Below are 23979 nucleotides of genomic sequence, written 5' to 3'. Positions count from 1 at the left end.
CTCCATGATACTGCCGCGACCGTCGCGCGCCGTTGCGCAGTGCGGCATTGCAGCATGGTTGATCGCCATCAGCGCCAACCCGCGCGCGCTATGCGAAAATCGCGCGAATGCCGCGTGGCGCCACCACCCTGCAAGCCTCCGCAGCGCGTGCGCGGGCTGCGCACGCGGGGCGCCGGATTGTTGCGGTGCGACATCACCTCGGGTTTGACGCGGCCCCGCGTTCTCCGCCATCCTCGCCCGGCTCCGCGTTCGCAGCGGACGGTTCGACGCGCCATTTCCTACCACACACATCAGATGGGGACCCCGCATGAGCGGAGCCGCAGAAAAAGCAACGCCGGGGATGCTCCCCGAATTCAAGCAGGTGATGGGCCATCCCAAGCCGTTGTGGATGCTGTTCATGACCGAATTCTGGGAGCGCTTCGCGTTCTACGGCATCCGCTGGGCGATGGTGTTGTACATCGTGGCCCAGTTCAAGAACGGCGACCCCGCCGGGCAGAAGGAAGCCAGCCACCTGTACGGCGCGTATCTCGCGCTGGTGTACGCGGCGGCGATCTTCGGCGGCTACATCGCCGACAAGTTGATCGGCTACCAGCGGTCGATCCTCACCGGCGCATTGATCATGGGCGCGGGGCTGTTCCTGCTGGCCTCCCCCACCGAGCCGCTGTTCAAGTTCGGCCTGGCCACGATCATCGTCGGCAACGGCATGTTCAAGCCGATCATCTCCACCCTGGTGGGCAAGATCTACCGGCAGGGTGATGAGCGCCGCGATTCCGGGTTCACCATCTTCTACATGGGCATCAACCTCGGCGCGATGATCTCGCCGATCATCACCCAGTTCCTGGCGCAGCAGGTGTTCGGCCAGGACGGCATGCCGGCCTACAAGGTGGTGTTCATCGCCTCCGGCGTGGGCATGGTGCTGAGCTTCCTGTGGTTCTGGTTCGGGCGTGCGCAGTTGCAGGGCATCGGTGCCGCGGAAGGCGCGCAGACCAGCAGCAGCCGGTTGGCGTTGGTGATCGTGGCCAGCCTGGCGGTGGGCATCCCGCTGTTCTTCTTCCTGCTCAGCATCGACGCCAGCGTGCTCAACTGGATCCTGATCGCCTGCCTGGTGGTGCCGGCGATCATGCTGGCGGTCGAGGGTGTGCGCGAGGGCACGGTGCAGCGCGACAAGGTGCTGGCGATGCTGATCATCCTGGCCTTCAACGTGTTCTTCTGGTGCTTCTTCGAGCAGGCCGGCAGCAGCTTCACCTTCCTCGCCGACCAGATCGTCGACCGCGAGCTGGGCTTCATGACCTTCCCGAATGCCTGGTTCCAGTCGGTGAACTCGGTGGCCATCATCGTGCTGGCGCCGATCATCGCGTGGATCTGGGTGAAGATGGGCAAGGCCAACCCGACCATCCCGCGCAAGTTCAGCCTCGGCCTGATCTTCAACGGGCTGGCGTTCCTGCTGCTGATGTTCGCGTTGAAGGACCTGGTCAACGACGCCGGCAAGATCCCGTTCTGGACCTTGTTCGCGGTGTACTGGATCCAGTCCATCGGCGAGCTGTGCCTGTCGCCGATCGGCCTGTCGATGACCACCAAGCTGGCACCGGCGCGCCTCACCGGTTTCGCGATGGGGGCATGGTTCCTGTCGATCGCGATCGGCAACAACCTGGCCGGCATGTTCGCCGGCGAGGCCAGCGGCGATTCCGGCATGACCACGACCTCCGCGTTGGGGGCCTACACGCAGGGCTTCTGGATCCTGATGATCGCCGGCGCGCTGCTGTTCCTGATCGCGCCGTTGGTGCAGAAGCTGATGCACGGCGTGAAGTGACGCGCCGGCTGCGGTACGGATGAAGGAAACGGCGGCCGCGAGGTCGCCGTTTCCCGTTTTGCGGCAGGGCGTGCCCGCGGCCGGCTTCAAGCGGTGGCGTGGGTGTTGCCGGTTTCCGCCCGCAGCTCCAGTTCGTCCAGCCGGTCCAGCAGGCGGAACAGCAGGCTGCGTTCGGTGGCGTCCATGTCGGCCAGCAACTGGCGTTCGAAGCCCAGCGCCAGCGGCACGATCTGGTCGTACACCGCCAGCCCTGCTTCGGACAGTTTCAGCACCGAACGGCGGCGGTCGTCCTCGTCGAACTCGCGCAGCAGGCGGCCCGATTCCAGCAGCTTCGCCACCGCGCGGCTCACCGCCACCTTGTCCATCGCGGTGCGCTGCGCCACCTGGTTGGCCGACAGGCCCGGATACCGCCCCAGCACCGCCATCACCCGCCACTCGGTCACGCTCAGCGCGAAACGTTGCGAGTACTCGCGTGCGATCGCGTCCGAGGCGCGGTTGGACAGCACGCTGAGGCGGTAGGGCAGGAAGTTCTGGAGTTCGAGCTGGGTGTGGTTGGGCATGGCGGGGGCGAGGTCGGGGGGCACTTGAGATGGTTGCAATTGCAACTATAGAATGCGGCTTCCCGGTGTCGATGGAGTTCCACCATGAGCGCGTCCCCCAATCTTGGCATGCAGCCGACCACCTTTGACAACCCGATGGGCATCGACGGTTTCGAGTTCGTCGAATATTCCGCCCCGCAGGAGCAGCAGGGGCATCTGCACGATTACTTCCGCAAGATGGGCTTCGTGCAGGTGGCGCGCCACAAGACCCGCCCGATCCATACCTACCGGCAGGGGGATTGCACCTTCCTGATCAACGAAGACCCGGATTCGTTCGCCGCCCGTTTCGCCGCGCAGCACGGCCCGTCCGCCTGCGGTTTCGCGATCCGCTTCAACAAGCTGGCGGAGTGGGTGCGCGTGCAGGCGCTGAAGAACGGTGCCGAGGCGTTCGACGCCCGTGACGAGCTGAGCAAGGCGGTGGCCGCGCCGGTGATCCAGGGCATCGGCGGCTGCATGCTGTATCTGGTGGACCGCTACGACAACGCGGGCACCATCCACGACCCGGATTACGAATGGCTGCCGGGTGCGGAGAAAATGCCCAAGGGCTTCGGGCTGACCTTCATCGACCACCTCACCCACAACCTGTTCCAGGGCAACATGGCGAAGTGGTCGGACTACTACGAGCGCCTGTTCAACTTCCGCGAGATCCGCTACTTCGACATCAAGGGTGCCAAGACCGGCTTGTTGTCGCGCGCGATGACCGCACCGGACGGCATGGTGCGCATCCCCTTGAACGAATCCTCGGACCCGAAGTCGCAGATCAACGAATACCTCGACCAGTACAAGGGCGAGGGCATCCAGCACATCGCCTGCTTCACCGATGACATCTACGACACGGTGGAGAAGATGCACGCCGCCGGGATCGAGTTCCTGGACACGCCGGACACCTATTTCGACGTGGTGGACCAGCGCATCCCCAACCATGGCGAAGACCTGGCGCGCCTGCGCAAAAACAGCATCCTGATCGACGCCGACCCGGAGACCAAGCAGCGCAAGCTGTTGCAGATATTCACCCAGAACGCGCTGGGGCCGATCTTCTTCGAGATCATCCAGCGCAAGGGCAATGAAGGCTTCGGCGAGGGCAATTTCCAGGCGCTGTTCGAGAGCATCGAGCGCGACCAGATGCGCCGCGGGGTGCTGTGAGATGGACGCCCGTGGCTACCAGACCGGCTTCGGCAACGAGTTCGCCAGCGAGGCGCTGCCCGGCGCGTTGCCGGTGGGGCGCAATTCGCCGCAGCGCGCGCCGCTGGGACTGTATGCCGAACAGCTGACCGGCACCGCGTTCACCGCGCCGCGCCACAGCAATCGCCGCAGTTGGCTGTACCGCATTCGCCCGGCGGCGATGCATGGCAGGTTCCAGCCGTTCGCGCAGGCGCGCTTCCACAACGATTTCGGCGTTGGCCCGGTCACGCCGGAAAAGTTGCGCTGGGATCCGATGCCGCTGCCCGAGGCCGGCACCGATTTCATCGAAGGCCTGTACACCATGGCCGGCAACGGCGGCCCGGAGGCCGGCACCGGCCTGGGCATCCACCTGTATGCCGCCAACCGCGACATGCAGGGACGCTGGTTCTGCAATGCCGATGGTGAATTCCTGATCGTGCCGCAGCAGGGACGGTTGCACATCGAAACCGAGTTGGGCGTGCTGGATGTCGAGCCGCAGGAGATCGCGGTGATCCCGCGCGGCATCCGCTACCGGGTGACGCTGCCCGACGGCCAGGCGCGCGGCTATGTCTGCGAGAACTTCGGCGCGTTGTTCAAGTTGCCCGACCTCGGCCCGATCGGCAGCAACGGGCTGGCCAACCCGCGCGATTTCCAGTATCCGCAGGCGGCGTTCGAGGACGTGGAAGGCGACTTCGAATTGCTGACCAAGTTCCAGGGCCACCTGTGGCGGGCCGACATCGATCATTCGCCGCTGGACGTAGTGGGCTGGCACGGCAACTACGCGCCGTACAAGTACGATCTGCGCCGCTTCAACGTGATCGGTTCGATCAGCTACGACCATCCCGACCCGTCGATCTTCCTGGTGCTGCATTCGCCCAGCGACACCCCCGGCACCAGCAGCGTGGACTTCGCGGTGTTCGCGCCGCGCATCCTCGCCATGCAGGACACCTTCCGCCCGCCGTGGTTCCACCGCAACGTCGCCAGCGAATTCATGGGGCTGGTGCAGGGCGTGTACGACGCCAAGGCCGAAGGCTTCGCCCCGGGGGGTTGCTCGCTGCACAACTGCATGACCGGCCATGGCCCGGATGCGGCCACCTTCGAAAAGGCCAGCAATGCGGATACCGGCAAGCCGGACTACCTTGAAGACACCCTGGCCTTCATGTTCGAAACCCGTGGCGTGATCCGCCCGGTGGCGCAGGCGATGGCCGCACCGCATCTGCAACAGGACTACCCGGAGTGCTGGATGGGGTTGCGCAAGCTGTTCCACGCACAGGGCTGAGCCGGTGCCATTGCGCCCCTATACTGGCGCGCAATGAGCGCATCGCCTTCCGTCCTCGCGCGTGCGCAGCGCGTATTCGCAGAATTCTTCCGGCTGGAAGCCGCCGCCGGACTGGTGCTGATCGCGGCGGCGGTTCTGGCGCTGCTGGCCGCCAATTCGCCGTGGGCGCATGCCTATGTGCTGTTCCGCGACACCCCGCTGGGCAATGGGGCCTGGGGCAAGTCGCTGCATTGGTGGGTCAACGACGGCCTGATGGCGGTGTTCTTCCTGCTGGTGGCGCTGGAGATCAAGCGCGAGGTGGTGTCCGGGCAGTTGGCCAGCCGCAGCCAGTTGCTGCTGCCGGTGGTGTGCGCGGTGGCGGGGGTGGCGCTGCCGGCGTTGGCGTTCACGGCCATGAATCGGCACGATGCGCTGGCGATGCGCGGCTGGGCGGTGCCCACCGCCACCGACATCGCGTTTGCGCTCGGCGTGCTGGCCCTGCTGGGCACGCGGGTGCCGCAGGGCATGAAGTTGCTGCTCTCCACCATTGCGGTGGCCGATGACCTGATCGCCATCCTCATCATCGCGCTGTTCTATGCGCAGGGCTTGCAGTGGGGGGCGCTGGCCGGGGCTGTGGGGGTGGCGCTGCTGATGGCCGTGCTGAACCGGCGCAAGGTCACGCGGCTGTGGCCCTACCTGGGCTTGGGCGTGCTGCTGTGGGCGCTGGTGTTGAAATCCGGCGTGCACGCCACCTTGGCCGGCGTGGTGACGGGTTTGCTGATTCCGCATTACGACCGCGGCAATGCGATCGACGACGCCATCGAGCATTCGCCGCTGGAAACGCTGGAGCACGCCCTGCATCCGTGGGTGGCGTTCGCGATCCTGCCGCTGTTTGCTTTCGTCAATGCCGGGTTGGCGTTGGGGGGCGTGCGGTTGCATGACCTGCTGGTACCGCTGCCGCTGGGGATTGCGCTGGGCCTGTTTCTGGGCAAGCCGGTGGGCGTCGTCGGCGCGGCGCTGGTGCTGCGTGCGGCGGGCTGGGCGCGCTTCCCCGCGGGCATGGACCTGCGGGCGATGCTGGGGCTGGGCCTGCTGTGCGGCATCGGCTTCACCATGAGCCTGTTCATCGCCAACCTGGCGTTCACCGCGCGGCCGCTGCCGTACGCGGAGAGCGTGCTGGGCGTGCTGGCCGCATCGGTGCTGGCGGCGGTGGCGGGCCTGCTGTGGCTGCGTGCGGTACTGCCGCGCGCGCGTGGCGGCGACTAGCGCGGACGCACCAGCAGCAGGTCGGTGCCCACGGTTTCCAGCAGGCGCTCGGCCACGCTGCCCATCAGCTTGTCCATCAGGGCGGTGCGGCCGTGCGAGGCGATCACGGTGAGTTCGGTGCCGGCTTCGCGCGCATGCTCGCGCAGCAGCCGGATGGGGCCGCCGGCGCGGACTTCCGGCGTCCAGCCCGTGGTTGCATCCAATGCGCGCAGCAGTTGCGCATCGGCATCGCGACGGGCTTGGTCATGTAGCACCGCCAATGCATCGCCACGCGCGGCATCGGGCAGGGCCAGCGTGGCCAGCGGCACCGCGTAGCCATGCAGCAGGGTGCGCGAAGACGCATCCGCGAACCAGCCCGCCACCAGCCGCAGGGCGGCATCGGCGGCCGGGGAGAAGTCACTGGCCATGGTCACGGACTGGTAGGCGGCGCGGGTGCGTTGCTGCACGGCCAGCACCGGCACGCTGGCATGGCGGGCCAGCCAGCGCAGGGTGGATCCCGGATCCAGCCGCATCACCGCATCGCTGCGCGAGCTGCCGGTGACGATCAGGCCGCAGCCGCAGCGGCTGGCAATGGCCGCCGCCACCGCACCGGGGGCACCCGCTTCGACATGAATCTCGACCGGCACGCCGGCATCGGCCAGCTCCCGCTGCGCCAGTCGCTCCACGTAGGCCAGCGGCGACTCCGGCGCGGGTGCATCCGCCGGGGCGTCGGGCTCCTGATAGGCATTGGGCAGGCTGAAGCTGGCATCGGTGGAGGTGGCCACCGCCACCACCAGCCGGGCCTGCCAGTGGCGGGCCAACTGCACCGCCCGCGCCTGTGCGCGATCGGAACGGGCGGACAGGTCGGTGGCAAGCAGGATCGCGGACGGCTTCGCGGGGACAGGCATGGCGGCACTGCGTGAAAGGCCAGCTTGCAGTCTACGAAGCCGGGGGCACGATTGCGACTCCCCGGGGAAATCCGCAGCTCTTACCGTGCAGGCGATTGGGGCGCGGCGGCAGCCTGTATTTTGCGCGACGCCTCCAGGATGGGGAGATTCGTTTCCGTGGGCACGTAGATGACCTGGTTGCTGGTGTGCTCCAGCCCGTTCACGAACAGGTAGCGCAGGTAGTCCTCGTTGTTGTGCAGGGAGTCACCGATGATCTTGTTGGCTGCTGCCACGCCCTTGGCCCGCTCAACCTCGGCAGCAGCCAGCGAGATGGCTGCCTCCCTCTTGGCCTTGGCCTCGAGGATGGCGACCTGCCGGCTGCTTTCGGCTTCCGCCAGGATGGCGCGCCCGGCCATTTCCTGCTTGTAGACCTTGTACTGCGGCAGGCCCCACATGCAGCCGCCGATGCCGCCGAGGGTCACGAACAGGCCAAGCAGGATGGCAGCGAAGCCCTGGATGGGCGAAATGCTTTCACGGGACATGGATTTTCCTTCTGGCGGTTCGGTAAATGAATGCATCAACTATCGTCGATGGTTGCGGCCATCGACCACCGGCGGTCCCGTGGCTTCAGCCGACGTCGATCCCGGCCAGCTTTTGCAGCGCCTCGGCGTATTTGGCGCGGGTTTTTTCGATGACTTCGGCCGGCAGCTTCGGGCCGGGGGCGGTCTTGTTCCAGTCGAGCGTTTCCAGGTAGTCGCGCACGAACTGCTTGTCGTAGCTGGGCGGGCTGGTGCCGACGGCATATTCGCTGGCCGGCCAGTAGCGGGAAGAATCCGGCGTCAACATTTCATCCATCACGTGCAGCTTGCCGTCGGCGTCGGTGCCGAATTCGAATTTGGTGTCGGCCAGGATGATGCCGCGCTGTGCGGCGTAGTCGCGCGCGAAGCTGTAGATCGCCAGCGTGGCATCGCGCACCGCTTCGGCCTGCTCGCGGCCCACCAGGTTGACCGCAGTGGCGAAATCGATGTTCTCGTCATGGTCGCCCACCGCCGCCTTGGTGGAGGGCGTGAAGATCGGTTCGGCCAATTTTTCCGCCTGTTGCAGGCCGGCGGGCAGGGCAATGCCGCTGATCGCGCCGCTGCGCTGGTAGTCCTTCCAGCCGCTGCCGATGATGTAGCCGCGGGCGATGCATTCCACCGGCACGGGCTTGAGCTTCTTGGTCACCACCGCGCGCCGGGCGTACAGCGCCGCGTCCACGCCGGCCGGCAGTACCGAGGCGACATCGATGCCGGTCAGGTGGTTGGCGATGATGTGGGCGGTCTTGTCGAACCAGAAATTGCTGATCTGGCACAGCATCTCGCCCTTGCCGGGGATCGGGTCGGGCAGCACCACGTCGAACGCGGAAAGACGATCGGTGGCCACCATCAGCAGGTGGCCGTCGCCGAGGTCGAACACGTCGCGGACCTTGCCGCGGTGGATCAGGTGCAGGCCGGGCAGGTCGGACTGGAGCAGGGTGGTGGCCATGGGCAGGGCAAGGGGCGGGAAGGGGGGGCTTAGTTTAAGGCCGGCCGGCCCCGGCTGCCCTGTACACTGCGCGGATGCGACGCTGGTACGGACAATTCCTGGGGTTCATCGCCGGCTTCCTGCTGCTGCGGCACCCGGTGGGCGGCTTCATCGGCCTGCTGGTGGGCTACGCCTTCGACCATGATGCGTTTTCCTCCCCGCGCCGTCCGGCAGCGCCGCAAGAGCGCGCGGACAGCCCTTCCGGGGATGCCGACGTGGATTGGGCCTATCGCGTGTTCGGCTTGCCGGAAAACGCCAGCAATGCCGAGCTCGACCGCGCCTACCGCAAGCTGATGGCGCAATACCACCCCGACCGCGTGGCCGGCGCCGCGCCGGAATTGCAGAAGCTCGCCGAAACCAAGTCGCGCGAGATCAACGCCGCCTATGACCGCATCCAGAAGTTGAGGAAGAAATGAGCACGCAAGCCACCCTGCTGCAAGACACGGTGATCGCCCCGTCCATCCTGTCCGCCAATTTCGCCCGGTTGGGCGAAGAAGTGGACAACGTGCTGGCCGCCGGTGCCGACTGGGTGCATTTCGACGTGATGGACAACCACTACGTCCCCAACCTCACCATCGGCCCGCTGGTCTGTGAGGCGCTGCGCAAACATGGCGTCACCGCGCCGATCGACGTGCACTTGATGGTGGAGCCGGTGGACGGATTGATCCCGATGTTCGCCGACGCCGGTGCCAGCCACATTAGCTTTCATCCCGAGGCCAGCAAACACGTCCACCGCAGCGTGCAGCTGATCAAGTCGAAGGGCTGCCAGGCCGGCCTGGTGTTCAACCCCGCCAGCTCGCTGGACGTGCTGGACACGATGCTGGACGAGATCGACTACGTGCTGCTGATGTCGGTGAACCCCGGCTTCGGCGGGCAGTCGTTCATCCCCTCCGCGCTGAAGCAGCTGCGCAAGGTGCGCGCCATGATCGACGCCCGCGGCCGCCCGGTTCGCCTGGAGATCGACGGCGGCGTGAAGCCCGACAACATCGCCGAGATCGCCCGGGCCGGTGCCGACACCTTCGTGGCCGGCAGCGCGATCTTCGGCAAGCCCGACTACGCCGGGATCATCCGTGGCATGAAACAGGCGGTGGCGGCGGTACGCTGAAGCGGGCGGCGGCAACACCGCCGTCGCGGCGATCCCTGCAAGCCACTGGCCGGCATGTGTTCACTGCGTGAATGCGCCGCCACTCATGACCCGTCTGGCTGCATGGCCGCCAATTCGTTGCCGCCGGGGTCCAGGAACTGGAACCTGCGGCCACCCGGGAAACCGAAGATGGGCTTCGTGATGCGTGCGCCGCTTGCCGTGACCGCCGCGTAGACGGCTTCCAGGTCCTCCACTGCAATGACCGGCAGAGGGGCACGGGTCGACTCCTGCGGATCGGCCTGTAGCCCGACGTCCACGTCGCCGGTGAGCGTGCATGCGTACGAAGGCCCGAAATCGGTCATCTGCATCCCGAACACCGATTCGAAAAACGCCCGGCTTGCCACGAGATCGCGCGTCGGCAGTTCGATGAAATTGGGTCTGGCCACGCTGCCCTCCTGACGGGCGTCATCACACGCACTCAGGGTGCCACCGAAGCTGCCTTCAGGCCAGCATCACCGCCGGCCGTCGGGTGGCGCAGGCCTGCGGCCTGGCCCGGGCCGCTGGAGGGCCGCCATGACCGCGCGCGTCGCCAGCGCGGCGCGTGCCCATCTGGACGGCATCATGGCGCGGGCTGTGCAATCCCATCGTCCTGTCCGCATCACCGACAGGCGCGGCAGTGCGGTGATGGTTGCCGCGCGTTGCGCCCGGCGCGGCACGGGCAAAGCCTGGTTGGAGCCTGGTTGCTGCGGCCGCCGCCGCGTGTGCGGTGGCCGCGGAATGGTTGGGCGTCCTGCCCGTCCTTCGTCCCTGCGATGGCCTTCCATGTTCCGGGCGGTGGGTGACAGTGGCATGACGAAACGTCATCTGCGCGCGTTGCACGGGTTGCGGGCCTGCGGTTAGGCTAGGCGCATGAACCGGGCGATTCCCACGAATGTGCATGGCTGGCGATGGTGGCGTGGCAATGCCGCCGCTCTCGTCCGCTTGTCCATTCCGAAGGATGTCGCTTGTGACCACGCACGCCCAGTTCAACCAGTACGCCGCTGACGGCTTCAACCTCGTGCCGGTGGTGCGCGAGGTATTGTCGGACCTCGATACGCCGCTGTCCGTCTACCTGAAGCTGGCCGACGGCCCGCACACCTACCTGTTCGAATCGGTGGAAGGAGGCGAGCGCTTCGGTCGCTATTCGATCATCGGCCTGCCGGCGCGCACGGTGTATGAATTCCGTGGCCACACGCTGGCGGTGCGCGAGCATGGGGACATCATCGAGACCCGCACCGTGGCCGACCCACTGGCCGAAGTCGAACGCCTGCGGGCGATGCACAACGTGCCGGAAATCGCCGGCCTGCCCGGTTTCACCGGCGGGCTGGTGGGCTGGTTCGGCTTCGAGTGCATCGAATACATCGAGCCGCGGCTGGCGGCCAACCCGAAGCCGGACGAGCTGGGCACGCCCGACATCCTGCTGATGCGCAGCGATGCGCTGGCGGTATTCGACAACCTGAAAGGCCGGTTGTACCTGATCGTGCACGCCGACCCGCACCAGCCACAGGCGTGGGCGCGCGCCAATCGGCAACTGGACGCGCTGGCGCACCGGCTGCGCCACGGCGGCGCGCCGTATCCGGAAACCCTGCAACCGGCGGCGCTGGACGAAGCCGATTTCGTCAGTGGCTTCACCCGCGAAGGCTTCATCGCCGCGGTGGAAAAAGTGCAGGACTACATCCGCGCCGGAGATGCCTTCCAGGTGGTGCTGAGCCAGCGCATGAGCGTGCCGTTCCACGCCCGTCCGGTGGATGTCTACCGCGCACTGCGCGCGCTGAACCCGTCGCCGTACATGTATTTCCTCGACGTCGGCGAAACCCAGGTGGTGGGCTCCTCGCCGGAGATCCTGGTGCGCCAGCAGCAGGGCAAGGTGACGGTGCGCCCGATCGCCGGCACCCGTCCGCGCGGCAAGACGGTGGCAGACGATCTGGCGCTGGAAGCCGAATTGCTGGCGGACCCGAAAGAGCGCGCCGAACACCTGATGCTGATCGACCTGGGCCGCAACGATGCCGGCCGCGTGTCGCAGGCGGGCACGGTGGAAGTGGGCGAGCAGTTCGTGATCGAACGCTACAGCCATGTCATGCACATCGTCAGCGAAGTGACGGGCCAGTTGCAGGACGGCCTGAGCTACGCCGACGTGCTGCGTGCCACCTTTCCCGCCGGCACCGTCTCCGGTGCGCCCAAGATCCGCGCGCTGGAAATCATCCGCGAACTGGAGCCGGTCAAGCGCAATGTGTATGCCGGTGCCATCGGCTACATCGGCTGGCACGGCGATGCCGACACCGCGATCGCCATCCGCACCGCCGTGATCCAGCACGGCCGCCTGCACGTGCAGGCCGGTGCCGGCATCGTGTTCGATTCCGACCCGCAAAAAGAGTGGGACGAAACCATGAACAAGGGCCGCGCGCTGTTCCGCGCGGTGGCGCAGGCGGCACAGGGGCTGTAGCGCTGCCTGCACATTAACGATTCTTCATGCTCCGGCCATCCCGGGGTGAAGGGTGTCGGCGCAGTCTGTACTTGCGATGGGGATAAGCCCCACCGAACACGACCCTGGAGAGGAATCGTCATGAACACCATCAGCAAGTCCCTGTTTGCCGTTGCCCTGGCCGCATTGGCCGGCGCCGCCGTGGCCGCCACCCCGGCCGCCCCGGCCAGCACCACCGCCACGCCGGCCGCTGCCCCCGCCAAGGCGGCTGCCCCCGCCAAGGCCAAGGACGCGAAGGCCATGAAGCCGGCGGCCAAGCCGGCCGCCAAGGCTGCCGCTGCCGCCCCGGCCAAGAAGTAATCCCGCAGCACCGAACCTTCCTTCCACAGACCCGAGAGAATCGCCATGAATACCGTTCGCAAGTCCTTGCTCGCCGTTGCCCTGACCGCCCTGACCGGTGCCGCCGTTGCTGCCGTGCCGGCCACCCCCGCCCAGGCCACCCCGGCCCAGCCGGCCACCAGCGCCGCCCCGGCGGCCACCGCTGCCGCGCCCGCCAAGCACAAGAAGCACCACCGCAAGCACCACCGGCACCACAAGGGTGCCGCCAAGGCAGCCGCCCCGGCTGCGGATGGCGCCAAGAAGTAAGCCTTCGCCAGCGGGCAAATCCCGGGCCGGCCGCTCCTCGCAAGCCGTCCTGCCGCCCGCCACGCGAGACATACCCCGCAGGTACGCCTGCGGGGTATGCTTTTTTGGGAACACGGGAGGTTTCATGCGCATCCTGCTGGTGGAAGACGATGCCCACACCGCCGCCTTCATCGCCAAGGGCCTGCGCGAAGACGGGCACACGGTGGATCAGGCCGCCGACGGCAAGCAGGGCTTGTTCCTGGCCAGTACCGAGCCGTTCGATGCGGTGGTACTGGATCGCATGTTGCCCGGGCTGGACGGCCTGACCCTGCTGCGCACCCTGCGCGGCGCGGGCAACCCGCTGCCGGTGCTGCTGCTGACCGCGCTGGGTGATACCGATCACCGCGTCGAGGGCCTGCGTGCCGGGGCCGACGACTATCTGGTCAAACCCTTCGCCTATGCCGAGTTGAGCGCACGGCTGGACGGCATCGTGCGGCGCGGGCGCGGCGGCGGCGAGCGCGAGCCCACCCGCCTGCAAGTGGGCGAACTGGAGCTTGACCTGCTGTCCCGCGAGGCGCGGCGCGAGGGCCGCCGGATCGAATTGCAGCCGCGCGAGTACCGCCTGCTGGAATACCTGATGCGGCATGCCGGCCAGGTGGTCACCCGCACCATGCTGCTGGAGGCGGTGTGGGACTACCATTTCGACCCGCAGACCAACGTCATCGACGTGCACATCAGCCGCCTGCGGCAGAAGATCGACCACGGTTTCGCCAAGCCCATGCTGCACACGGTGCGTGGGGCCGGTTACCGGCTGGACGAATGAAGCGCCTGTTGCCCTCCACCAGCACGCGGCTGGCGTTGGTCGTGATGGGTTTGTTCCTTGCCGCGTTCGTGCTGATCGGTGGCGGCGTGTATCTCGCGGTGTCCACCCTGTTGTTGCAGGATGCGCGCGAACTGGTGCGGGCCGACGCGGTGACGTTGGTGGATACCTGGCACGAGGGCGGCCATGCCGCGTTGCTGGCCGAGCTGCAAAGCCGCCTGCGCGACGACGGTGACCCGGATGCGGTCTATGCCCTGGTGGCTGCCGATGGTGTTGCGCTGATCGGGCGCATGCCGGATGCGCGGCGTCCCGGCGTGCGCGGGCGCTGGGTGGAATTCGCCGAGCAGGCACCGGAAGAGGGCCAGACCGAGCGCGTGGTGGCGTACATGCAGGTGCTGGGGGATGGCGAGTGGTTGCTGACCGGACAACGCCTGCAGGCGCAGGACCGGCTGCTGGAATTGATGCAGCGTGCGGCGCTGCTGTCGCTGCTGGTGGCGGCCAGCCTGGGGGCCCTGGTGGGCTGGTTGACCTCGCGCTGGGTGGCGCGCCGCTTGCGTGCGCTGGATGCCACGGTGGCCGGCGTGGGCGGCGGCGAGCTGGGCTTGCGTGTGCCGCTGGACCACAGCGGCGATGCCTTCGACCTGATGGCACATCGCTTCAATGCCATGCTCGACCGCATCGAGGAACTGCTGGCCGGGGTGCGCCATGCCACCGACCACATCGCGCACGACCTGCGCACGCCGCTGACGCGGCTGCGCAATCGGCTGGAAGGCGTGCGCCACGACGTCCATGACCCCGTCGCCCAGCACAAGCTGGAGCGCGCACTGGCGGAGACCGACCAGTTGCTGCAGGCCTTCGGCGCGCTGTTGCGCCTGGCGAAGATCGAGGCGCAGCCGCTGGATGATGCGGTCGGGGTGCTGGCGCTGCGCGAGCTGGTGGCCGATGCGGTGGAGATGTATGCGCCGATCGCCGCCGAGCGCGGCATTCGCATCCTGGCGCGGTTGCAGGATGCAAGCATGCGCGGGGATCGCGACCAGCTCTTCCAGATGGTGGTCAACCTGCTCGACAACGCGCTCAAGTACGCACCGGCAGGCAGCGAGGTGGATGTGGCGCTGGTGCCGGCGGAGGCCGGGGTGGCGCTGACGGTGGCCGACAGCGGCCCCGGCATCCCGGCCAGCGAGCGCGTTCGCGTGTTCGACCGCTTCCAGCGTCTGGAAACCCACCGCGGCTCGCCCGGTGTGGGGCTGGGCCTGAGCCTGGTGCAGGCCATCGTGCGCCACCACGGCGGCCGCGTGGAGTTGCAGGACAACGCCCCCGGCCTGCGCGTGTGGGTTATGTTGCCATTGCCGTGAGTGCCGATGGCCGGGTGTGGGCTTGCGGTATCCTGCGCAGCCTCCCCGCACGCCGCCCAGCCGGGCGCTGGTCGCCATGCTTTTGATGCTCGACAACTACGACAGCTTCACCTTCAACCTCGTGCAATACCTGCAAGAGCTGGGTGCCGACGTGCGGGTGGAGCGCAACGATGCGCTCACGGTGGCGCAGATCGAGGCGCTGGCACCCAGCGGGATCGTGATCTCGCCCGGCCCGTGCACGCCCAACGAGGCCGGCGTGTCGTTGGACGTGCTGCGTGAACTGGGCCCGCGCATCCCCATCTTCGGCGTGTGCCTGGGCTATCAGGCGCTGGGGCAGGTCTACGGCGGCCAGGTGGTGCGGGCGGGCAGGATCATGCACGGCAAGACCTCGCCCATCCATCACACGGGCAAGGGCGTGTTCGCCGGGCTGCCGACGCCATTCGAAGCCACCCGCTACCACTCGCTGGTGGTGGAAAAAACCAGCGTGCCCGACTGCCTGGAAGTGACCGCGTGGACCGAGAACGACGACGGCAGCGTGGAAGAGCTGATGGGCCTGCGCCATCGCGAGCATCCGGTGGAAGGCGTGCAGTTCCATCCCGAATCCATCCTCACCCGGCACGGCCACGCCATGCTGAAGAACTTCCTCGACCGCATCGCATGAGCATCACTCCGCAAGAAGCCCTGCAACGCGCGATCGAGCATCGCGAAATTTTCTTCGACGAAATGGTCGAGCTGATGCGCCGGATCATGCGCGGCGAGGTCAGCCCGGCGCTGACCGCCGCCATCCTCACCGGGTTGCGGGTGAAGAAGGAAACCGTGGGCGAGATCGCGGCGGCCGCCAGCGTGATGCGCGAATTCGCGCGCCCGGTGGTGGTGGCCGATCGTCGGTACATGGTGGATATCGTCGGCACCGGCGGCGACGGCGCGCACACCTTCAACATTTCCACCGCGGCGATGTTCGTGGCGGCGGCCGCCGGCGCGAAAGTGGCCAAGCACGGCGGCCGCAGCGTGTCCTCGAAATCCGGCAGCGCCGACGTGCTGGAAGCCCTGGGCGCGCGCATCGAATTGCAGCCGGAGCAGGTGAGTGCCTGCATCGACCGTTGCGGTGTCGGCTTCATGTACGCACCGCTGCACCATCCGGCGATGAAGGCCGTGGCGCCCGTGCGCAAGGAACTGGGCGTGCGCACCCTGTTCAACATTCTCGGGCCGCTGACCAACCCGGCGGGCGCGCCGAATACCCTGATGGGCGTGTTCCATCCCGATCTGGTCGGCATCCAGGTGCGCGTGTTGCAGGAGCTGGGCGCGCAGCGCGCACTGGTGGTGTGGGGGCGCGACGGCATGGACGAGCTGTCGCTGGGTGCGGGCACCCTGGTGGGCGAGCTGCGCGATGGCGTGGTGCGCGAATACGAGCTGCACCCGGAGGATTTCGGCATCGCGATGGCGCACAGCCGCAATTTGCAGGTGGCCGACGCGACCGAGTCGAAAGCCATGCTGCTGGAGGCGCTGGACAACCGCGAGGGCTTGCCGCGCGAGATCGTGGCCTACAACGCCGGTGCGGCGCTGTACGCGGCCGGCGTGGCCGAGGACATCGGTGACGGCATCGCGCGTGCGCGCAAGGTGCTGGCCGATGGCTCGGCGCGGGCAACGCTGGATCGCTACGTGGCAACCACCCGGGACTTGGCGGAAACAGGCGCATGAGCACCATCCTCGACACCATCCTGCGCCGCAAGCACGAAGAAGTGGCCGCCCGCCGCGAGCAAGCCTCGCTGTTCGAGCTGAAGACCCGCGCCGCCAGCGCGCCGCCGCTGCGCGGCTTCGCCGATGCCGTCGCCGCGAAGATCGCGGCCGGCCAGCCGGCGGTGATCGCCGAGGTGAAGAAGGCCAGTCCGTCGAAGGGCGTGATCCGCGCCGACTTCGACCCGGCCGCGATCGCCCGCAGCTACGGGGCTGGCGGCGCGGCCTGCCTGTCGGTGCTGACCGACGTCGACTTCTTCCAGGGCAGCGACGCCTACCTGCAGCAGGCGCGCGCGGCTTGCGCGCTGCCGGTGCTGCGCAAGGACTTCATCGTCGATCCATATCAACTATACGAAGCGCGCGTGCTGGGTGCCGACTGCGTGCTGCTGATCGCCGCCGCGCTGGACGATGCGCAGTTGTCCGAGTTCGCCTTCATCGCGGCGGAGCTGGGCATGGACGTGCTGCTGGAAGTGCACGACCTGGACGAGCTGGAACGTGCGTTGCCGGTACCGGCGCGGCTGCTGGGCATCAACAATCGCAACCTCAAGACCTTCGATGTGTCGCTGCAGACCACGCTGGACCTGAAGGCGATGGTGCCGGTGGATCGCCTGCTGGTCACCGAGAGCGGCATCCTGGCACCCGCCGACGTGGCGCTGATGCGCGAGGCCGGCGTGCACGCCTTCCTGGTCGGCGAGGCGTTCATGCGCCAGCCCGAGCCGGGGGATGCCTTGCGCGAGTTGTTTGCATGAGTCAGGCATGCCCGGCGCCGGCCAGCGATGCGCCGCTGGTGGTGTTCGATTTCGACCACACCCTGTACGACGGCGATTCCGGCAGCCACCTGTTCAAGTGGCTGATCGAGCGCGCGTGGTGGCGACGCATCCTGGCATTGCTGGTGGCGCCGGTGGCGGGGCCGTTGGTGGCGTTCCTGCCTACCCGGCGCGCGGGCATTTCGGTGTTCGTCTGGGTGGGCACGCTGGGCGTGCGCGACCGCGCCGCGCTGGATGCGCTGATCGACGAGTATGTCGCCACCCATGTGCAAACCATTCGGGCCCGCCTGCTGCCGGTGGCGCTGGCGGTGTTTCGCAAGCATCGCGAAGCCGGTGATCGCGTGCTGGTGGCCACCGGCGCGCCACCAGAACTGGCGCGGGCGATTTTGGCGTTTGCGGCGCAAGACGGCGTGCCGGTGATTGGCACCGCGCTGGGGCCGAAGCTTGGCGGCATGGGCGTGCGGCAGCACTGCCATCACGCGATGAAGATGACGATGCTGCGCGCTGCCGGCTACACCCGGCCGGTGGCGTTCGCCTATTCCGACAGCAGTGCGGACCTGCCGCTGCTGCGGGCGGCCGAAAGGCCGGTGGTGGTGAACCCGAAGGCACGGCGGGTGGCGCTGTTCCGGCGCGTGCTGCCAGCCGGCACGCCGATCCTCAACTGGGGCTGCCCCGGTCGCGCCGGGGAAGGCTCAGGCTGAACCCAGCGCCTTGACGAAGCGCACCGAGCTGCCGCTGTAGCCGCAGGCCAGGTAGAACGCATGCGCTTCGGTGCGTTGCGCGCCGGAGGTCAGTTCGATGCGCGCGGCACCACCACTGCGTGCGCGGCGTTCGGCTTCCTTCAGCAGGTGGCGGCCGATGCCCATGCCCTGCGCGCTGGTCGTGACCACCAGTGCGGTGACGCGGCAAGTGGTGGTGCCCAGCGGCAGGTAGTACATGAAATCCAGCGCCACCAGCCCGCAGACCGCGCCGTTGCGGCGGGCCACCACCAGCGCCTGACGGTCGTTGGCGAGGATCGTGCTGATGCGCTCGGAGGCATCGGAAAGTTCGCAGGGGTAGCCCAGCTCCGCCAGCAGGCGGGCCACGTCGTCGGCGTCGGCCAGCACCGCGTTGCGCAGGTCCACGTCCAGGGCCGGATGTCCGGGGGAGAAGGCGTGGCCCATGCGTGAAACTCCTCGTTCAGTGGCTAGCGGGTGCCGTAGACCACCACGGTCTTGCCGCGGGCGTGCAGCTTGCCGTCCACCTGCAATTTCTTCAGTACCCGCCCGGCCATCTCGCGCGAGCAGCCCACCAGCCGCGCCAGCTCCTGCCGCGATACCCGCAGCTGGGTGCCCAGCGGATGCGACATGGCTTCGGGCTCCTTGGCGAGGTCGAACAGGGTGCGGTAGATGCGGTCGGAGACATCCAGGAACGCCAGCCGGCCGGCCTTGCGGCTGGTGTCCAGCAGGCGCTGGCTGATCTGCGCGCCGATCGAATGCAGCAGACGGGTGGCGTCGTTGGCCTGCGCGGTCAACAGGGTCAGCAGGCGCTCGTAGCTGATCTCGGCCAGCTCGCAGACGGTGCGGGTGCGCAGCGCCACGCCACGCTGGTCGTTCTGCACGAACAGGCCCATCTCGCCGACGAATTCGCCGGAGCCGATGTAGCCCAGCACCAGCTCGCGGCCGTCGTCCTCGCGGGCGATGATGCTGACCGAGCCGGAAATGATGTAGTACAAGGTGCCGGCGGGGTCACCGGGGTGGAACACCTCGGTGCGGGCCGGGTACTTGCGGCGGTGGCAGTTGGCGATGAACCGCTCGATGGTGGCCGGATCGGCACCCAACGGATTGGACGGTCGCTGCAAGGCGGGTTTGGGGAAGGTGCTGCTCATTCATCGGGCCGACTGTGGATGCCAGAGCTTAGGCCGATCCGTGACCATCGGCAAACTCCCGGGAGTCATGGGGGCGCACCGGCCGGCGCTTTGCCGCATAATCGCCGCCCTGTCCCGTTCCCGCTGGATCCAATGCCGTGGTCAAGCCGCTGCCGCGCCTGAAGCTTCAGGGCTTCAACAACCTCACCAAGTCGCTGTCCTTCAACATCTACGACGTGTGCTACGCCGCGTCGGAGGATGAGCGCAGGCGCTATATCGAGTACATCGACGAGGAATACAACGCCGACCGCCTCACCCAGATCCTCACCGACGTGGCGGAGATCATCGGCGCGAACATCCTCAACATCGCCCGCCAGGACTACGACCCGCAGGGCGCATCGGTGACGATCCTGATCTCCGAGCAGCCGGTCATCGACAAGGCGGATGCCAAGGGCGTGATCTCCGACGCGGTGGTCGCGCACCTCGATAAGTCGCACATCACCGTGCACACCTATCCGGAGACCCACCCGGACAACGGCATCGCGACGTTCCGCGCCGACATCGACGTGTCCACCTGCGGCGTGATCTCGCCGCTGAAGGCGCTGAACTACCTGATCGAGTCGCTGGAGTCCGACATCGTGGTGATGGACTACCGCGTGCGCGGCTTCACCCGTGACGTGAAGGGCAAGAAGTACTTCATCGACCACAAGATCAATTCGATCCAGGACTACCTGGCCAAGAACATCCGGTCGCGCTACGAAATGCTGGATGTGAACGTCTACCAGGAAAACCTGTTCCACACCAAGATGCACCTGAAGGACTTCGATCTCGACCAGTACCTGTTCGAGGAGAAGGCGCGCAACCTGTCGTTCAAGGAGCGCATGAAAATCGAGGCGCGGCTCAAGCGCGAGATCGAGGAGCTCTACCACGGCCGCAACCTGGTTGATTGACGCCATCTGACGACATGAAAAAGCCGGCGCAAGCCGGCTTTTTCATTGAATCGAGCGCAATGGTGGGGCGACGGAAGGCGGGGCAGCTCAAACCCGGTACGCCACCGCTTTCATCACCTTTGACATCCCCGCCATCACCGTCGGAATCGGCGGAGGCAAAATGCGCGCCCCCGCCGCCAGCGCGTTGTCGGCATGGCGCGCTTCGTCGTCCTTCATCACCGACAGGATCGCCCGGCTGCGCGCATCGGCCTCCGGCAGCGATTGCAGGTGTTCTTCCAGGTGGGCTTCCACCTGCCGCTCGGTTTCGACCACGAACCCGAGATTCCAGCCGTCGCCACGCAGCCCGGCGGCCAGCCCGATCGCGCAGCTGCCGGCATACCACAGCGGGTTGAGCAGGCTGGGGCGGGCATCCAGTTCGCGCAGCCGGTCGGCGCACCACGCCAGGTGGTCGGTTTCCTCCTGCGCCGCTTCCAGCAGGTGCGCGCGGGTGGCGGCATCGCGGGCCACCGCCGCCTGGCCGATGTACAGCGCCTGCGCGCAGACCTCGCCGACATGGTTGATCCGCATCAGGCCGGCGGCGTGGCGGCGTTCGGGCGCGTCCAGCGCGGCGTCGGGCACCTGCCGGCCGGGGTTGGGGCGTTCGGCGCGGGGCGTGCCGGCGACCGTCATCAGGGCGTTCTGGGCGGCGTCCAGCAGGCGGTCCAGCGGGGTCAGGCGGCGCAAGGTGTCCATGCGCGCATTCTAGGCGGTTGCCGGGGCGAACCGGCCACGGCTTGCGCCGGCCGACACAAGCCGTGTATGATTCCGCCTCTTTCGCGTCCGTGGCTGCATGCCGGGTGCGGGGAAAACAACGCGAGGCGTCGTTCGCATCCGCGAACCAGCCCGACCAGGTACCCCCAACAGAGTTCGTCATGAAAACTTTCATCGCCAAGAACGAGACCGTCCAGCGTGACTGGTACGTCGTCGACGCCGAGGGCAAGACCCTGGGTCGTCTGGCCGCAGCACTGGCCTATCGCCTGCGCGGCAAGCACAAGCCCGTGTTCACCCCGCACGTCGACACCGGCGATTATCTGGTCGTGATCAATGCCGACAGGATCACGGTGACCGGCAAGAAGATGCAGGACAAGATGTACCACCGGTTCACCGGTTACATCGGCAACCTGAAGACCGAATCGCTGGCACAGGCGCTGGAGCGCCACCCGGAGCGCGTGATCGAAATCGCGGTCAAGGGCATGCTGCCGAAGGGCCCGTTGGGTCGCCAGATGTATCGCAAGCTCAAGGTGTATGCCGGTGCCGAGCACCCGCATGCCGCCCAGCAGCCGCAGCCGCTCGAACTCTAAGGTCAGACCATCATGGCTATTTCCCAGAATTACGGCACCGGCCGCCGCAAGTCCTCCACTGCTCGCGTGTTCCTGCGCAAGGGCAGCGGCAACATCACCGTCAATGACCGTCCGCTGGATGAGTTCTTCGGCCGCGAGACCGCGCGCATGATCGTGCGCCAGCCGCTCGAGCTGACCAAGAACACCGAGAGCTTCGACATCCTGGTCACCACCACCGGCGGCGGCACCACCGGCCAGGCCGGTGCCATTCGCCTGGGCATCGCCCGTGCGCTGGTGGAGTACGACGAAACCCTGAAGACCGAGCTGCGCAAGGCCGGCTTCATGACCCGCGACGCCCGCGAAGTGGAGCGCAAGAAGGTCGGTCTGCACAAGGCCCGCCGCGCCACCCAGTTCTCCAAGCGCTAAGCATCGCGCTACAATCCGCTGCATAGCCCCGTCGCCAAGCGGTAAGGCACCTGACTCTGACTCAGGCATTCGGTGGTTCGAATCCATCCGGGGCTGCCATCTTCGAAACCCGCCGCAAGGCGGGTTTTGTTTTGTGAGCCCCGCCGCAAGGCGGGTTTTGTTTTGCGCGATGCACGACGGTGCGAGAATGCGGCCTGCGGTTGTGGAAAGGCCGCGTGGAGAGCCCGATGGTTGCCTTGTTTCCCGCACCGCGGACGCCGCTGGATGGGCTGGATGCCGCCCTGCAGGCACGCGGGTTTGTGGTGCTGGATGCCGCGTCGGTGGCCGCGCTGGCAGGCGTGGCGCGCACCGATTTCGATGCGCTGTTGCCCAGTTGGGAGGATCTGCGCGCGGACGAGTACCTCAAGGATGGTGGCCGCTACCGCAAGCGCCGGCATGCCTGCTGCATCGTCGCGGCCGGCGTCGTGCATCCGGTGCCGCACCGGATGCACTACCAGCCGGTGGAATACAACGCGCTGCACGGCGGGATGCAGCGCTGGTTCGCGCCGATCGACGCCTCCACCCTGGCGCAGCCAGCGTGGCCGGCACTGGTGCTGGCGCTGGCCGGTGCCTGCTCGCGCCAGCGGCCCGACGTCGTGCGCTGGCACGTGGAGGCGCACCAGTTCCGCATCGACACCAGCGATGGGGTGGGCCGGCCCACGCCGGAAGGCGCGCATCGCGACGGCGTGGATTTCGTCGCCGTGCTGCTGGTGGCACGCCATGCCATCAAGGGCGGCGAGACCCGGGTGTTCGCCGCGCAGGGGCCGGAGGGGCAGCGTTTCACCCTGGCCGAGCCGTGGTCGTTGCTGCTGATGGACGATGCGCGGGTGATCCACGAATCCACCCCGATCCAGCCCCTCGATGCCCGGGGCGGCCATCGCGACACCTTGGTGCTGACGTTCCGCGCGGCGGGGTTCCTCGGGGACTGAGGCATTGATTACAATTGCAACCAACATGCGAATGCGCGCGAGGTCGGAATGAAGCTGGGTTCTCTGAAGGAAGGCGGGCGCGACGGCACCCTGATCGTGGTGTCGCGTGATTTGTCGCGCGCGGTGCGCGCCACCGGGATCGCCGGCACCCTGCAGCAGGCGCTGGAAGACTGGGAAGCCGCTGCGCCGCGCTTGAACGCCTTGTACGAAGACTTGAACGCCGGCACCGTCGCCACTGCGTTCGATCTCGACATGCACGCACTGGCCGCGCCGCTGCCGCGGGCCTATGAATTCGTCGACGGCAGCGCCTACCTGCCGCACGTCGAGCGCGTGCGCCGCGCCCGTGGCGCGCAGGTGCCGGAAAGCTTCTACGTCGATCCGTTGATGTACCAGGCGGTCAGCGCCGGTTTCAGTGGCCCGCGCGACCCGGTCAAGGTGGTCAGCGAGGATTACGGCATCGACCTGGAGGCCGAAGTGGTGATCGTCACCGACGACGTGCCGATGGCGGTCACGCCGGAACAGGCCGCCGGCCACATCCAGCTGGTCGGGATCATCAACGACGTCTCGCTGCGCAACCTGATCCCGCCGGAACTGGCCAAGGGTTTCGGTTTCCTGCAATCCAAGCCGCGCAGCACGCTGGGCCCGGTGTTCGTCACCCCCGACGAACTGGGTGAAGCCTGGCGTGACTGCAAGGTGCACCTGCCGATGCTCACCCACGTCAATGGCGAATGGTTCGGTGCGCCGGAAGCAGGCGTGGACATGCAGTTCAATTTCGCCCAGCTGGTGGCGCACGCCGCCAAGACCCGCCCGTTGTCGGCCGGCACGCTGGTCGGGTCCGGCACGGTGGCCAACCAGGACACCACGCTGGGGGCGTCCTGCTTCGCCGAACGGCGCACGGTGGAAACCCTGCGCGACGGCAAGCCCAGCACGCCGTTCATGGTCTTTGGCGATCAGGTGCGGATCGAGATGCTGGACGGTGAGGGTCGCAGCGTGTTCGGTGCGATCGAGCAGCGGATCGAGCGGCAGGCGGTTTGACGCGGGCGGGCAAGCGGTCGAAACGACGTGGTCAACGGTGTGGCGGCGCGGAAGCAAGCCGATAAGGTGG

General features: G+C 67.3%; 28 protein-coding genes and 1 tRNA gene. 21 read left to right on the top strand and 8 right to left on the bottom strand.

Features of this window, described 5'->3' with window-relative positions; genetic code table 11:
* Positions 1-307 precede the first annotated feature (307 nt).
* Positions 308-1810, top strand: a complete 1503-nt coding sequence (locus tag ACE3OK_RS09080; RefSeq protein WP_374249210.1) for a peptide MFS transporter — start codon at positions 308-310, stop codon at positions 1808-1810.
* An 86-nt stretch (positions 1811-1896) separates the two neighbouring features.
* On the opposite strand, the gene ACE3OK_RS09075 is transcribed toward ACE3OK_RS09080, so the two are convergent.
* Entirely contained in the window at positions 1897-2370 is a 474-nt protein-coding gene (locus tag ACE3OK_RS09075) for a MarR family winged helix-turn-helix transcriptional regulator (protein WP_374249209.1), read from the bottom strand.
* Positions 2371-2454: 84 nt separating this feature from the next.
* On the opposite strand from ACE3OK_RS09075, the gene hppD reads away from it, so the two are divergent.
* The 3 genes from hppD to nhaA are packed head-to-tail and all read left to right on the top strand — an operon-like array spanning position 2455 to position 6094.
* Positions 2455-3552, top strand: a complete 1098-nt coding sequence (hppD, locus tag ACE3OK_RS09070) for a 4-hydroxyphenylpyruvate dioxygenase (protein WP_374249208.1) — start codon at positions 2455-2457, stop codon at positions 3550-3552.
* 1 nt (position 3553) lies between these two features.
* Positions 3554-4849, top strand: coding sequence for a homogentisate 1,2-dioxygenase (gene hmgA / locus ACE3OK_RS09065; protein WP_374249207.1), 1296 nt, complete (start codon positions 3554-3556; stop codon positions 4847-4849).
* A 33-nt stretch (positions 4850-4882) separates the two neighbouring features.
* The gene (gene nhaA, locus ACE3OK_RS09060) at positions 4883-6094 is read left to right on the top strand and encodes a Na+/H+ antiporter NhaA (RefSeq protein WP_374249206.1); all 1212 of its coding nucleotides are present in this window, start codon (positions 4883-4885) and stop codon (positions 6092-6094) included.
* On the opposite strand, the gene ACE3OK_RS09055 is transcribed toward nhaA, so the two are convergent.
* The 3 genes from ACE3OK_RS09055 to ACE3OK_RS09045 form a co-directional block, all read right to left on the bottom strand.
* Entirely contained in the window at positions 6091-6981 is an 891-nt protein-coding gene (locus tag ACE3OK_RS09055) for a universal stress protein (RefSeq protein WP_374249205.1), read from the bottom strand. The genes nhaA and ACE3OK_RS09055 overlap by 4 nt on opposite strands.
* Positions 6982-7061: 80 nt before the next feature.
* Positions 7062-7502 carry a hypothetical protein gene (locus ACE3OK_RS09050; protein ID WP_374249204.1) on the bottom strand — a complete coding sequence of 147 codons (441 nt, stop codon included), beginning with the start codon at positions 7500-7502 and terminating at the stop codon, positions 7062-7064.
* Positions 7503-7587: 85 nt separating this feature from the next.
* Complete coding sequence (locus tag ACE3OK_RS09045; RefSeq protein WP_374249203.1) at positions 7588-8484, bottom strand: phosphoribosylaminoimidazolesuccinocarboxamide synthase; 897 nt, start codon at positions 8482-8484, stop codon at positions 7588-7590.
* Positions 8485-8558: 74 nt separating this feature from the next.
* Between ACE3OK_RS09045 and ACE3OK_RS09040 the strand changes: the two genes are divergently transcribed.
* Entirely contained in the window at positions 8559-8939 is a 381-nt protein-coding gene (locus tag ACE3OK_RS09040; protein ID WP_374249202.1) for a DnaJ family molecular chaperone, read from the top strand.
* Positions 8936-9628 (top strand): ribulose-phosphate 3-epimerase, encoded by a 693-nt coding sequence (rpe, locus tag ACE3OK_RS09035; RefSeq protein ID WP_374249201.1) that lies wholly within the window; start codon positions 8936-8938, stop codon positions 9626-9628. The genes ACE3OK_RS09040 and rpe overlap by 4 nt, the downstream gene beginning before the upstream one ends.
* Before the next feature lie 83 nt (positions 9629-9711).
* On the opposite strand, the gene ACE3OK_RS09030 is transcribed toward rpe, so the two are convergent.
* Entirely contained in the window at positions 9712-10053 is a 342-nt protein-coding gene (locus tag ACE3OK_RS09030; protein ID WP_374249200.1) for a VOC family protein, read from the bottom strand.
* Between the two features lie 551 nt (positions 10054-10604).
* Here ACE3OK_RS09030 and trpE point away from each other — a divergent pair.
* From trpE to ACE3OK_RS08985, 9 genes are all read left to right on the top strand, one after another.
* Positions 10605-12089 carry an anthranilate synthase component I gene (gene trpE, locus ACE3OK_RS09025; protein WP_374249199.1) on the top strand — a complete coding sequence of 495 codons (1485 nt, stop codon included), beginning with the start codon at positions 10605-10607 and terminating at the stop codon, positions 12087-12089.
* Between the two features lie 120 nt (positions 12090-12209).
* Positions 12210-12428 carry a hypothetical protein gene (locus tag ACE3OK_RS09020; RefSeq protein WP_374249198.1) on the top strand — a complete coding sequence of 73 codons (219 nt, stop codon included), beginning with the start codon at positions 12210-12212 and terminating at the stop codon, positions 12426-12428.
* 45 nt (positions 12429-12473) lie between these two features.
* On the top strand, positions 12474-12713 hold the full coding sequence (locus ACE3OK_RS09015; RefSeq protein WP_374249197.1) for a hypothetical protein: 240 nt from the start codon (positions 12474-12476) through the stop codon (positions 12711-12713).
* Between the two features lie 124 nt (positions 12714-12837).
* Positions 12838-13515, top strand: coding sequence for a response regulator transcription factor (locus ACE3OK_RS09010; protein ID WP_374249196.1), 678 nt, complete (start codon positions 12838-12840; stop codon positions 13513-13515).
* The gene (locus ACE3OK_RS09005) at positions 13512-14864 is read left to right on the top strand and encodes an ATP-binding protein (RefSeq protein ID WP_374249195.1); all 1353 of its coding nucleotides are present in this window, start codon (positions 13512-13514) and stop codon (positions 14862-14864) included. The genes ACE3OK_RS09010 and ACE3OK_RS09005 overlap by 4 nt, the downstream gene beginning before the upstream one ends.
* 76 nt (positions 14865-14940) lie before the next feature.
* On the top strand, positions 14941-15525 hold the full coding sequence (locus tag ACE3OK_RS09000) for an aminodeoxychorismate/anthranilate synthase component II (protein WP_374249194.1): 585 nt from the start codon (positions 14941-14943) through the stop codon (positions 15523-15525).
* On the top strand, positions 15522-16562 hold the full coding sequence (gene trpD, locus ACE3OK_RS08995; protein WP_374249193.1) for an anthranilate phosphoribosyltransferase: 1041 nt from the start codon (positions 15522-15524) through the stop codon (positions 16560-16562). The genes ACE3OK_RS09000 and trpD overlap by 4 nt, the downstream gene beginning before the upstream one ends.
* Positions 16559-17347, top strand: coding sequence for an indole-3-glycerol phosphate synthase TrpC (trpC, locus tag ACE3OK_RS08990; protein ID WP_374249192.1), 789 nt, complete (start codon positions 16559-16561; stop codon positions 17345-17347). The genes trpD and trpC overlap by 4 nt, the downstream gene beginning before the upstream one ends.
* Entirely contained in the window at positions 17344-18066 is a 723-nt protein-coding gene (locus tag ACE3OK_RS08985) for a haloacid dehalogenase-like hydrolase (protein ID WP_374249191.1), read from the top strand. The genes trpC and ACE3OK_RS08985 overlap by 4 nt, the downstream gene beginning before the upstream one ends.
* Here the strand turns inward: ACE3OK_RS08985 and ACE3OK_RS08980 are convergent.
* Both ACE3OK_RS08980 and crp read right to left on the bottom strand, forming a co-directional pair.
* Entirely contained in the window at positions 18058-18528 is a 471-nt protein-coding gene (locus ACE3OK_RS08980) for a GNAT family N-acetyltransferase (protein ID WP_374249190.1), read from the bottom strand. The genes ACE3OK_RS08985 and ACE3OK_RS08980 overlap by 9 nt on opposite strands.
* A 23-nt stretch (positions 18529-18551) precedes the next feature.
* Complete coding sequence (gene crp, locus ACE3OK_RS08975; RefSeq protein WP_374249189.1) at positions 18552-19232, bottom strand: cAMP-activated global transcriptional regulator CRP; 681 nt, start codon at positions 19230-19232, stop codon at positions 18552-18554.
* Positions 19233-19369: 137 nt separating this feature from the next.
* Between crp and speD the strand changes: the two genes are divergently transcribed.
* Positions 19370-20161 carry an adenosylmethionine decarboxylase gene (gene speD, locus ACE3OK_RS08970; protein WP_374249188.1) on the top strand — a complete coding sequence of 264 codons (792 nt, stop codon included), beginning with the start codon at positions 19370-19372 and terminating at the stop codon, positions 20159-20161.
* 87 nt (positions 20162-20248) lie between these two features.
* On the opposite strand, the gene coq7 is transcribed toward speD, so the two are convergent.
* Positions 20249-20893, bottom strand: coding sequence for a 2-polyprenyl-3-methyl-6-methoxy-1,4-benzoquinone monooxygenase (gene coq7 / locus ACE3OK_RS08965; protein ID WP_374249187.1), 645 nt, complete (start codon positions 20891-20893; stop codon positions 20249-20251).
* 179 nt (positions 20894-21072) lie between these two features.
* Here coq7 and rplM point away from each other — a divergent pair, with 179 nt between their 5' ends.
* The 5 genes from rplM to ACE3OK_RS08940 all read left to right on the top strand — a co-directional run bounded on the left by rplM (position 21073) and on the right by ACE3OK_RS08940 (position 23909).
* Positions 21073-21501 carry a 50S ribosomal protein L13 gene (gene rplM / locus ACE3OK_RS08960; protein ID WP_374249186.1) on the top strand — a complete coding sequence of 143 codons (429 nt, stop codon included), beginning with the start codon at positions 21073-21075 and terminating at the stop codon, positions 21499-21501.
* A 12-nt stretch (positions 21502-21513) separates the two neighbouring features.
* A complete protein-coding gene (gene rpsI, locus ACE3OK_RS08955) occupies positions 21514-21906 on the top strand; it encodes a 30S ribosomal protein S9 (protein ID WP_374249185.1) in 393 nt (130 codons plus the stop codon).
* Between the two features lie 24 nt (positions 21907-21930).
* Positions 21931-22005: transfer RNA gene (locus tag ACE3OK_RS08950), tRNA-Gln, on the top strand.
* 128 nt (positions 22006-22133) lie between these two features.
* Positions 22134-22874 carry a 2OG-Fe dioxygenase family protein gene (locus ACE3OK_RS08945; RefSeq protein WP_374249184.1) on the top strand — a complete coding sequence of 247 codons (741 nt, stop codon included), beginning with the start codon at positions 22134-22136 and terminating at the stop codon, positions 22872-22874.
* Positions 22875-22922: 48 nt separating this feature from the next.
* The gene (locus ACE3OK_RS08940; protein WP_374249183.1) at positions 22923-23909 is read left to right on the top strand and encodes a fumarylacetoacetate hydrolase family protein; all 987 of its coding nucleotides are present in this window, start codon (positions 22923-22925) and stop codon (positions 23907-23909) included.
* Positions 23910-23979 lie beyond the last annotated feature (70 nt).

It is taken from the genome of Thermomonas sp., assembly GCF_041905325.1.
GTDB lineage: Bacteria > Pseudomonadota > Gammaproteobacteria > Xanthomonadales > Xanthomonadaceae > Thermomonas.
This window is presented reverse-complemented; position numbering and strand designations above follow the sequence as displayed.

What these genes read in the sequence shown, in the direction of transcription:
- ACE3OK_RS09080 (WP_374249210.1), top strand. Translation starts at nt 308, where the DNA reads ATGAGCGGAGCCGCAGAAAAAGCAACGCCGGGGATGCTCCCCGAATTC.
- ACE3OK_RS09075 (WP_374249209.1), bottom strand. Translation starts at nt 2,370, where the DNA reads ATGCCCAACCACACCCAGCTCGAACTCCAGAACTTCCTGCCCTACCGC.
- hppD (WP_374249208.1), top strand. Translation starts at nt 2,455, where the DNA reads ATGAGCGCGTCCCCCAATCTTGGCATGCAGCCGACCACCTTTGACAAC.
- hmgA (WP_374249207.1), top strand. Translation starts at nt 3,554, where the DNA reads ATGGACGCCCGTGGCTACCAGACCGGCTTCGGCAACGAGTTCGCCAGC.
- nhaA (WP_374249206.1), top strand. Translation starts at nt 4,883, where the DNA reads ATGAGCGCATCGCCTTCCGTCCTCGCGCGTGCGCAGCGCGTATTCGCA.
- ACE3OK_RS09055 (WP_374249205.1), bottom strand. Translation starts at nt 6,981, where the DNA reads ATGCCTGTCCCCGCGAAGCCGTCCGCGATCCTGCTTGCCACCGACCTG.
- ACE3OK_RS09050 (WP_374249204.1), bottom strand. Translation starts at nt 7,502, where the DNA reads ATGTCCCGTGAAAGCATTTCGCCCATCCAGGGCTTCGCTGCCATCCTG.
- ACE3OK_RS09045 (WP_374249203.1), bottom strand. Translation starts at nt 8,484, where the DNA reads ATGGCCACCACCCTGCTCCAGTCCGACCTGCCCGGCCTGCACCTGATC.
- ACE3OK_RS09040 (WP_374249202.1), top strand. Translation starts at nt 8,559, where the DNA reads ATGCGACGCTGGTACGGACAATTCCTGGGGTTCATCGCCGGCTTCCTG.
- rpe (WP_374249201.1), top strand. Translation starts at nt 8,936, where the DNA reads ATGAGCACGCAAGCCACCCTGCTGCAAGACACGGTGATCGCCCCGTCC.
- trpE (WP_374249199.1), top strand. Translation starts at nt 10,605, where the DNA reads ATGTCGCTTGTGACCACGCACGCCCAGTTCAACCAGTACGCCGCTGAC.
- ACE3OK_RS09020 (WP_374249198.1), top strand. Translation starts at nt 12,210, where the DNA reads ATGAACACCATCAGCAAGTCCCTGTTTGCCGTTGCCCTGGCCGCATTG.
- ACE3OK_RS09015 (WP_374249197.1), top strand. Translation starts at nt 12,474, where the DNA reads ATGAATACCGTTCGCAAGTCCTTGCTCGCCGTTGCCCTGACCGCCCTG.
- ACE3OK_RS09010 (WP_374249196.1), top strand. Translation starts at nt 12,838, where the DNA reads ATGCGCATCCTGCTGGTGGAAGACGATGCCCACACCGCCGCCTTCATC.
- ACE3OK_RS09005 (WP_374249195.1), top strand. Translation starts at nt 13,512, where the DNA reads ATGAAGCGCCTGTTGCCCTCCACCAGCACGCGGCTGGCGTTGGTCGTG.
- ACE3OK_RS09000 (WP_374249194.1), top strand. Translation starts at nt 14,941, where the DNA reads ATGCTTTTGATGCTCGACAACTACGACAGCTTCACCTTCAACCTCGTG.
- trpD (WP_374249193.1), top strand. Translation starts at nt 15,522, where the DNA reads ATGAGCATCACTCCGCAAGAAGCCCTGCAACGCGCGATCGAGCATCGC.
- trpC (WP_374249192.1), top strand. Translation starts at nt 16,559, where the DNA reads ATGAGCACCATCCTCGACACCATCCTGCGCCGCAAGCACGAAGAAGTG.
- ACE3OK_RS08985 (WP_374249191.1), top strand. Translation starts at nt 17,344, where the DNA reads ATGAGTCAGGCATGCCCGGCGCCGGCCAGCGATGCGCCGCTGGTGGTG.
- ACE3OK_RS08980 (WP_374249190.1), bottom strand. Translation starts at nt 18,528, where the DNA reads ATGGGCCACGCCTTCTCCCCCGGACATCCGGCCCTGGACGTGGACCTG.
- crp (WP_374249189.1), bottom strand. Translation starts at nt 19,232, where the DNA reads ATGAGCAGCACCTTCCCCAAACCCGCCTTGCAGCGACCGTCCAATCCG.
- coq7 (WP_374249187.1), bottom strand. Translation starts at nt 20,893, where the DNA reads ATGGACACCTTGCGCCGCCTGACCCCGCTGGACCGCCTGCTGGACGCC.
- rplM (WP_374249186.1), top strand. Translation starts at nt 21,073, where the DNA reads ATGAAAACTTTCATCGCCAAGAACGAGACCGTCCAGCGTGACTGGTAC.
- rpsI (WP_374249185.1), top strand. Translation starts at nt 21,514, where the DNA reads ATGGCTATTTCCCAGAATTACGGCACCGGCCGCCGCAAGTCCTCCACT.
- ACE3OK_RS08945 (WP_374249184.1), top strand. Translation starts at nt 22,134, where the DNA reads ATGGTTGCCTTGTTTCCCGCACCGCGGACGCCGCTGGATGGGCTGGAT.
- ACE3OK_RS08940 (WP_374249183.1), top strand. Translation starts at nt 22,923, where the DNA reads ATGAAGCTGGGTTCTCTGAAGGAAGGCGGGCGCGACGGCACCCTGATC.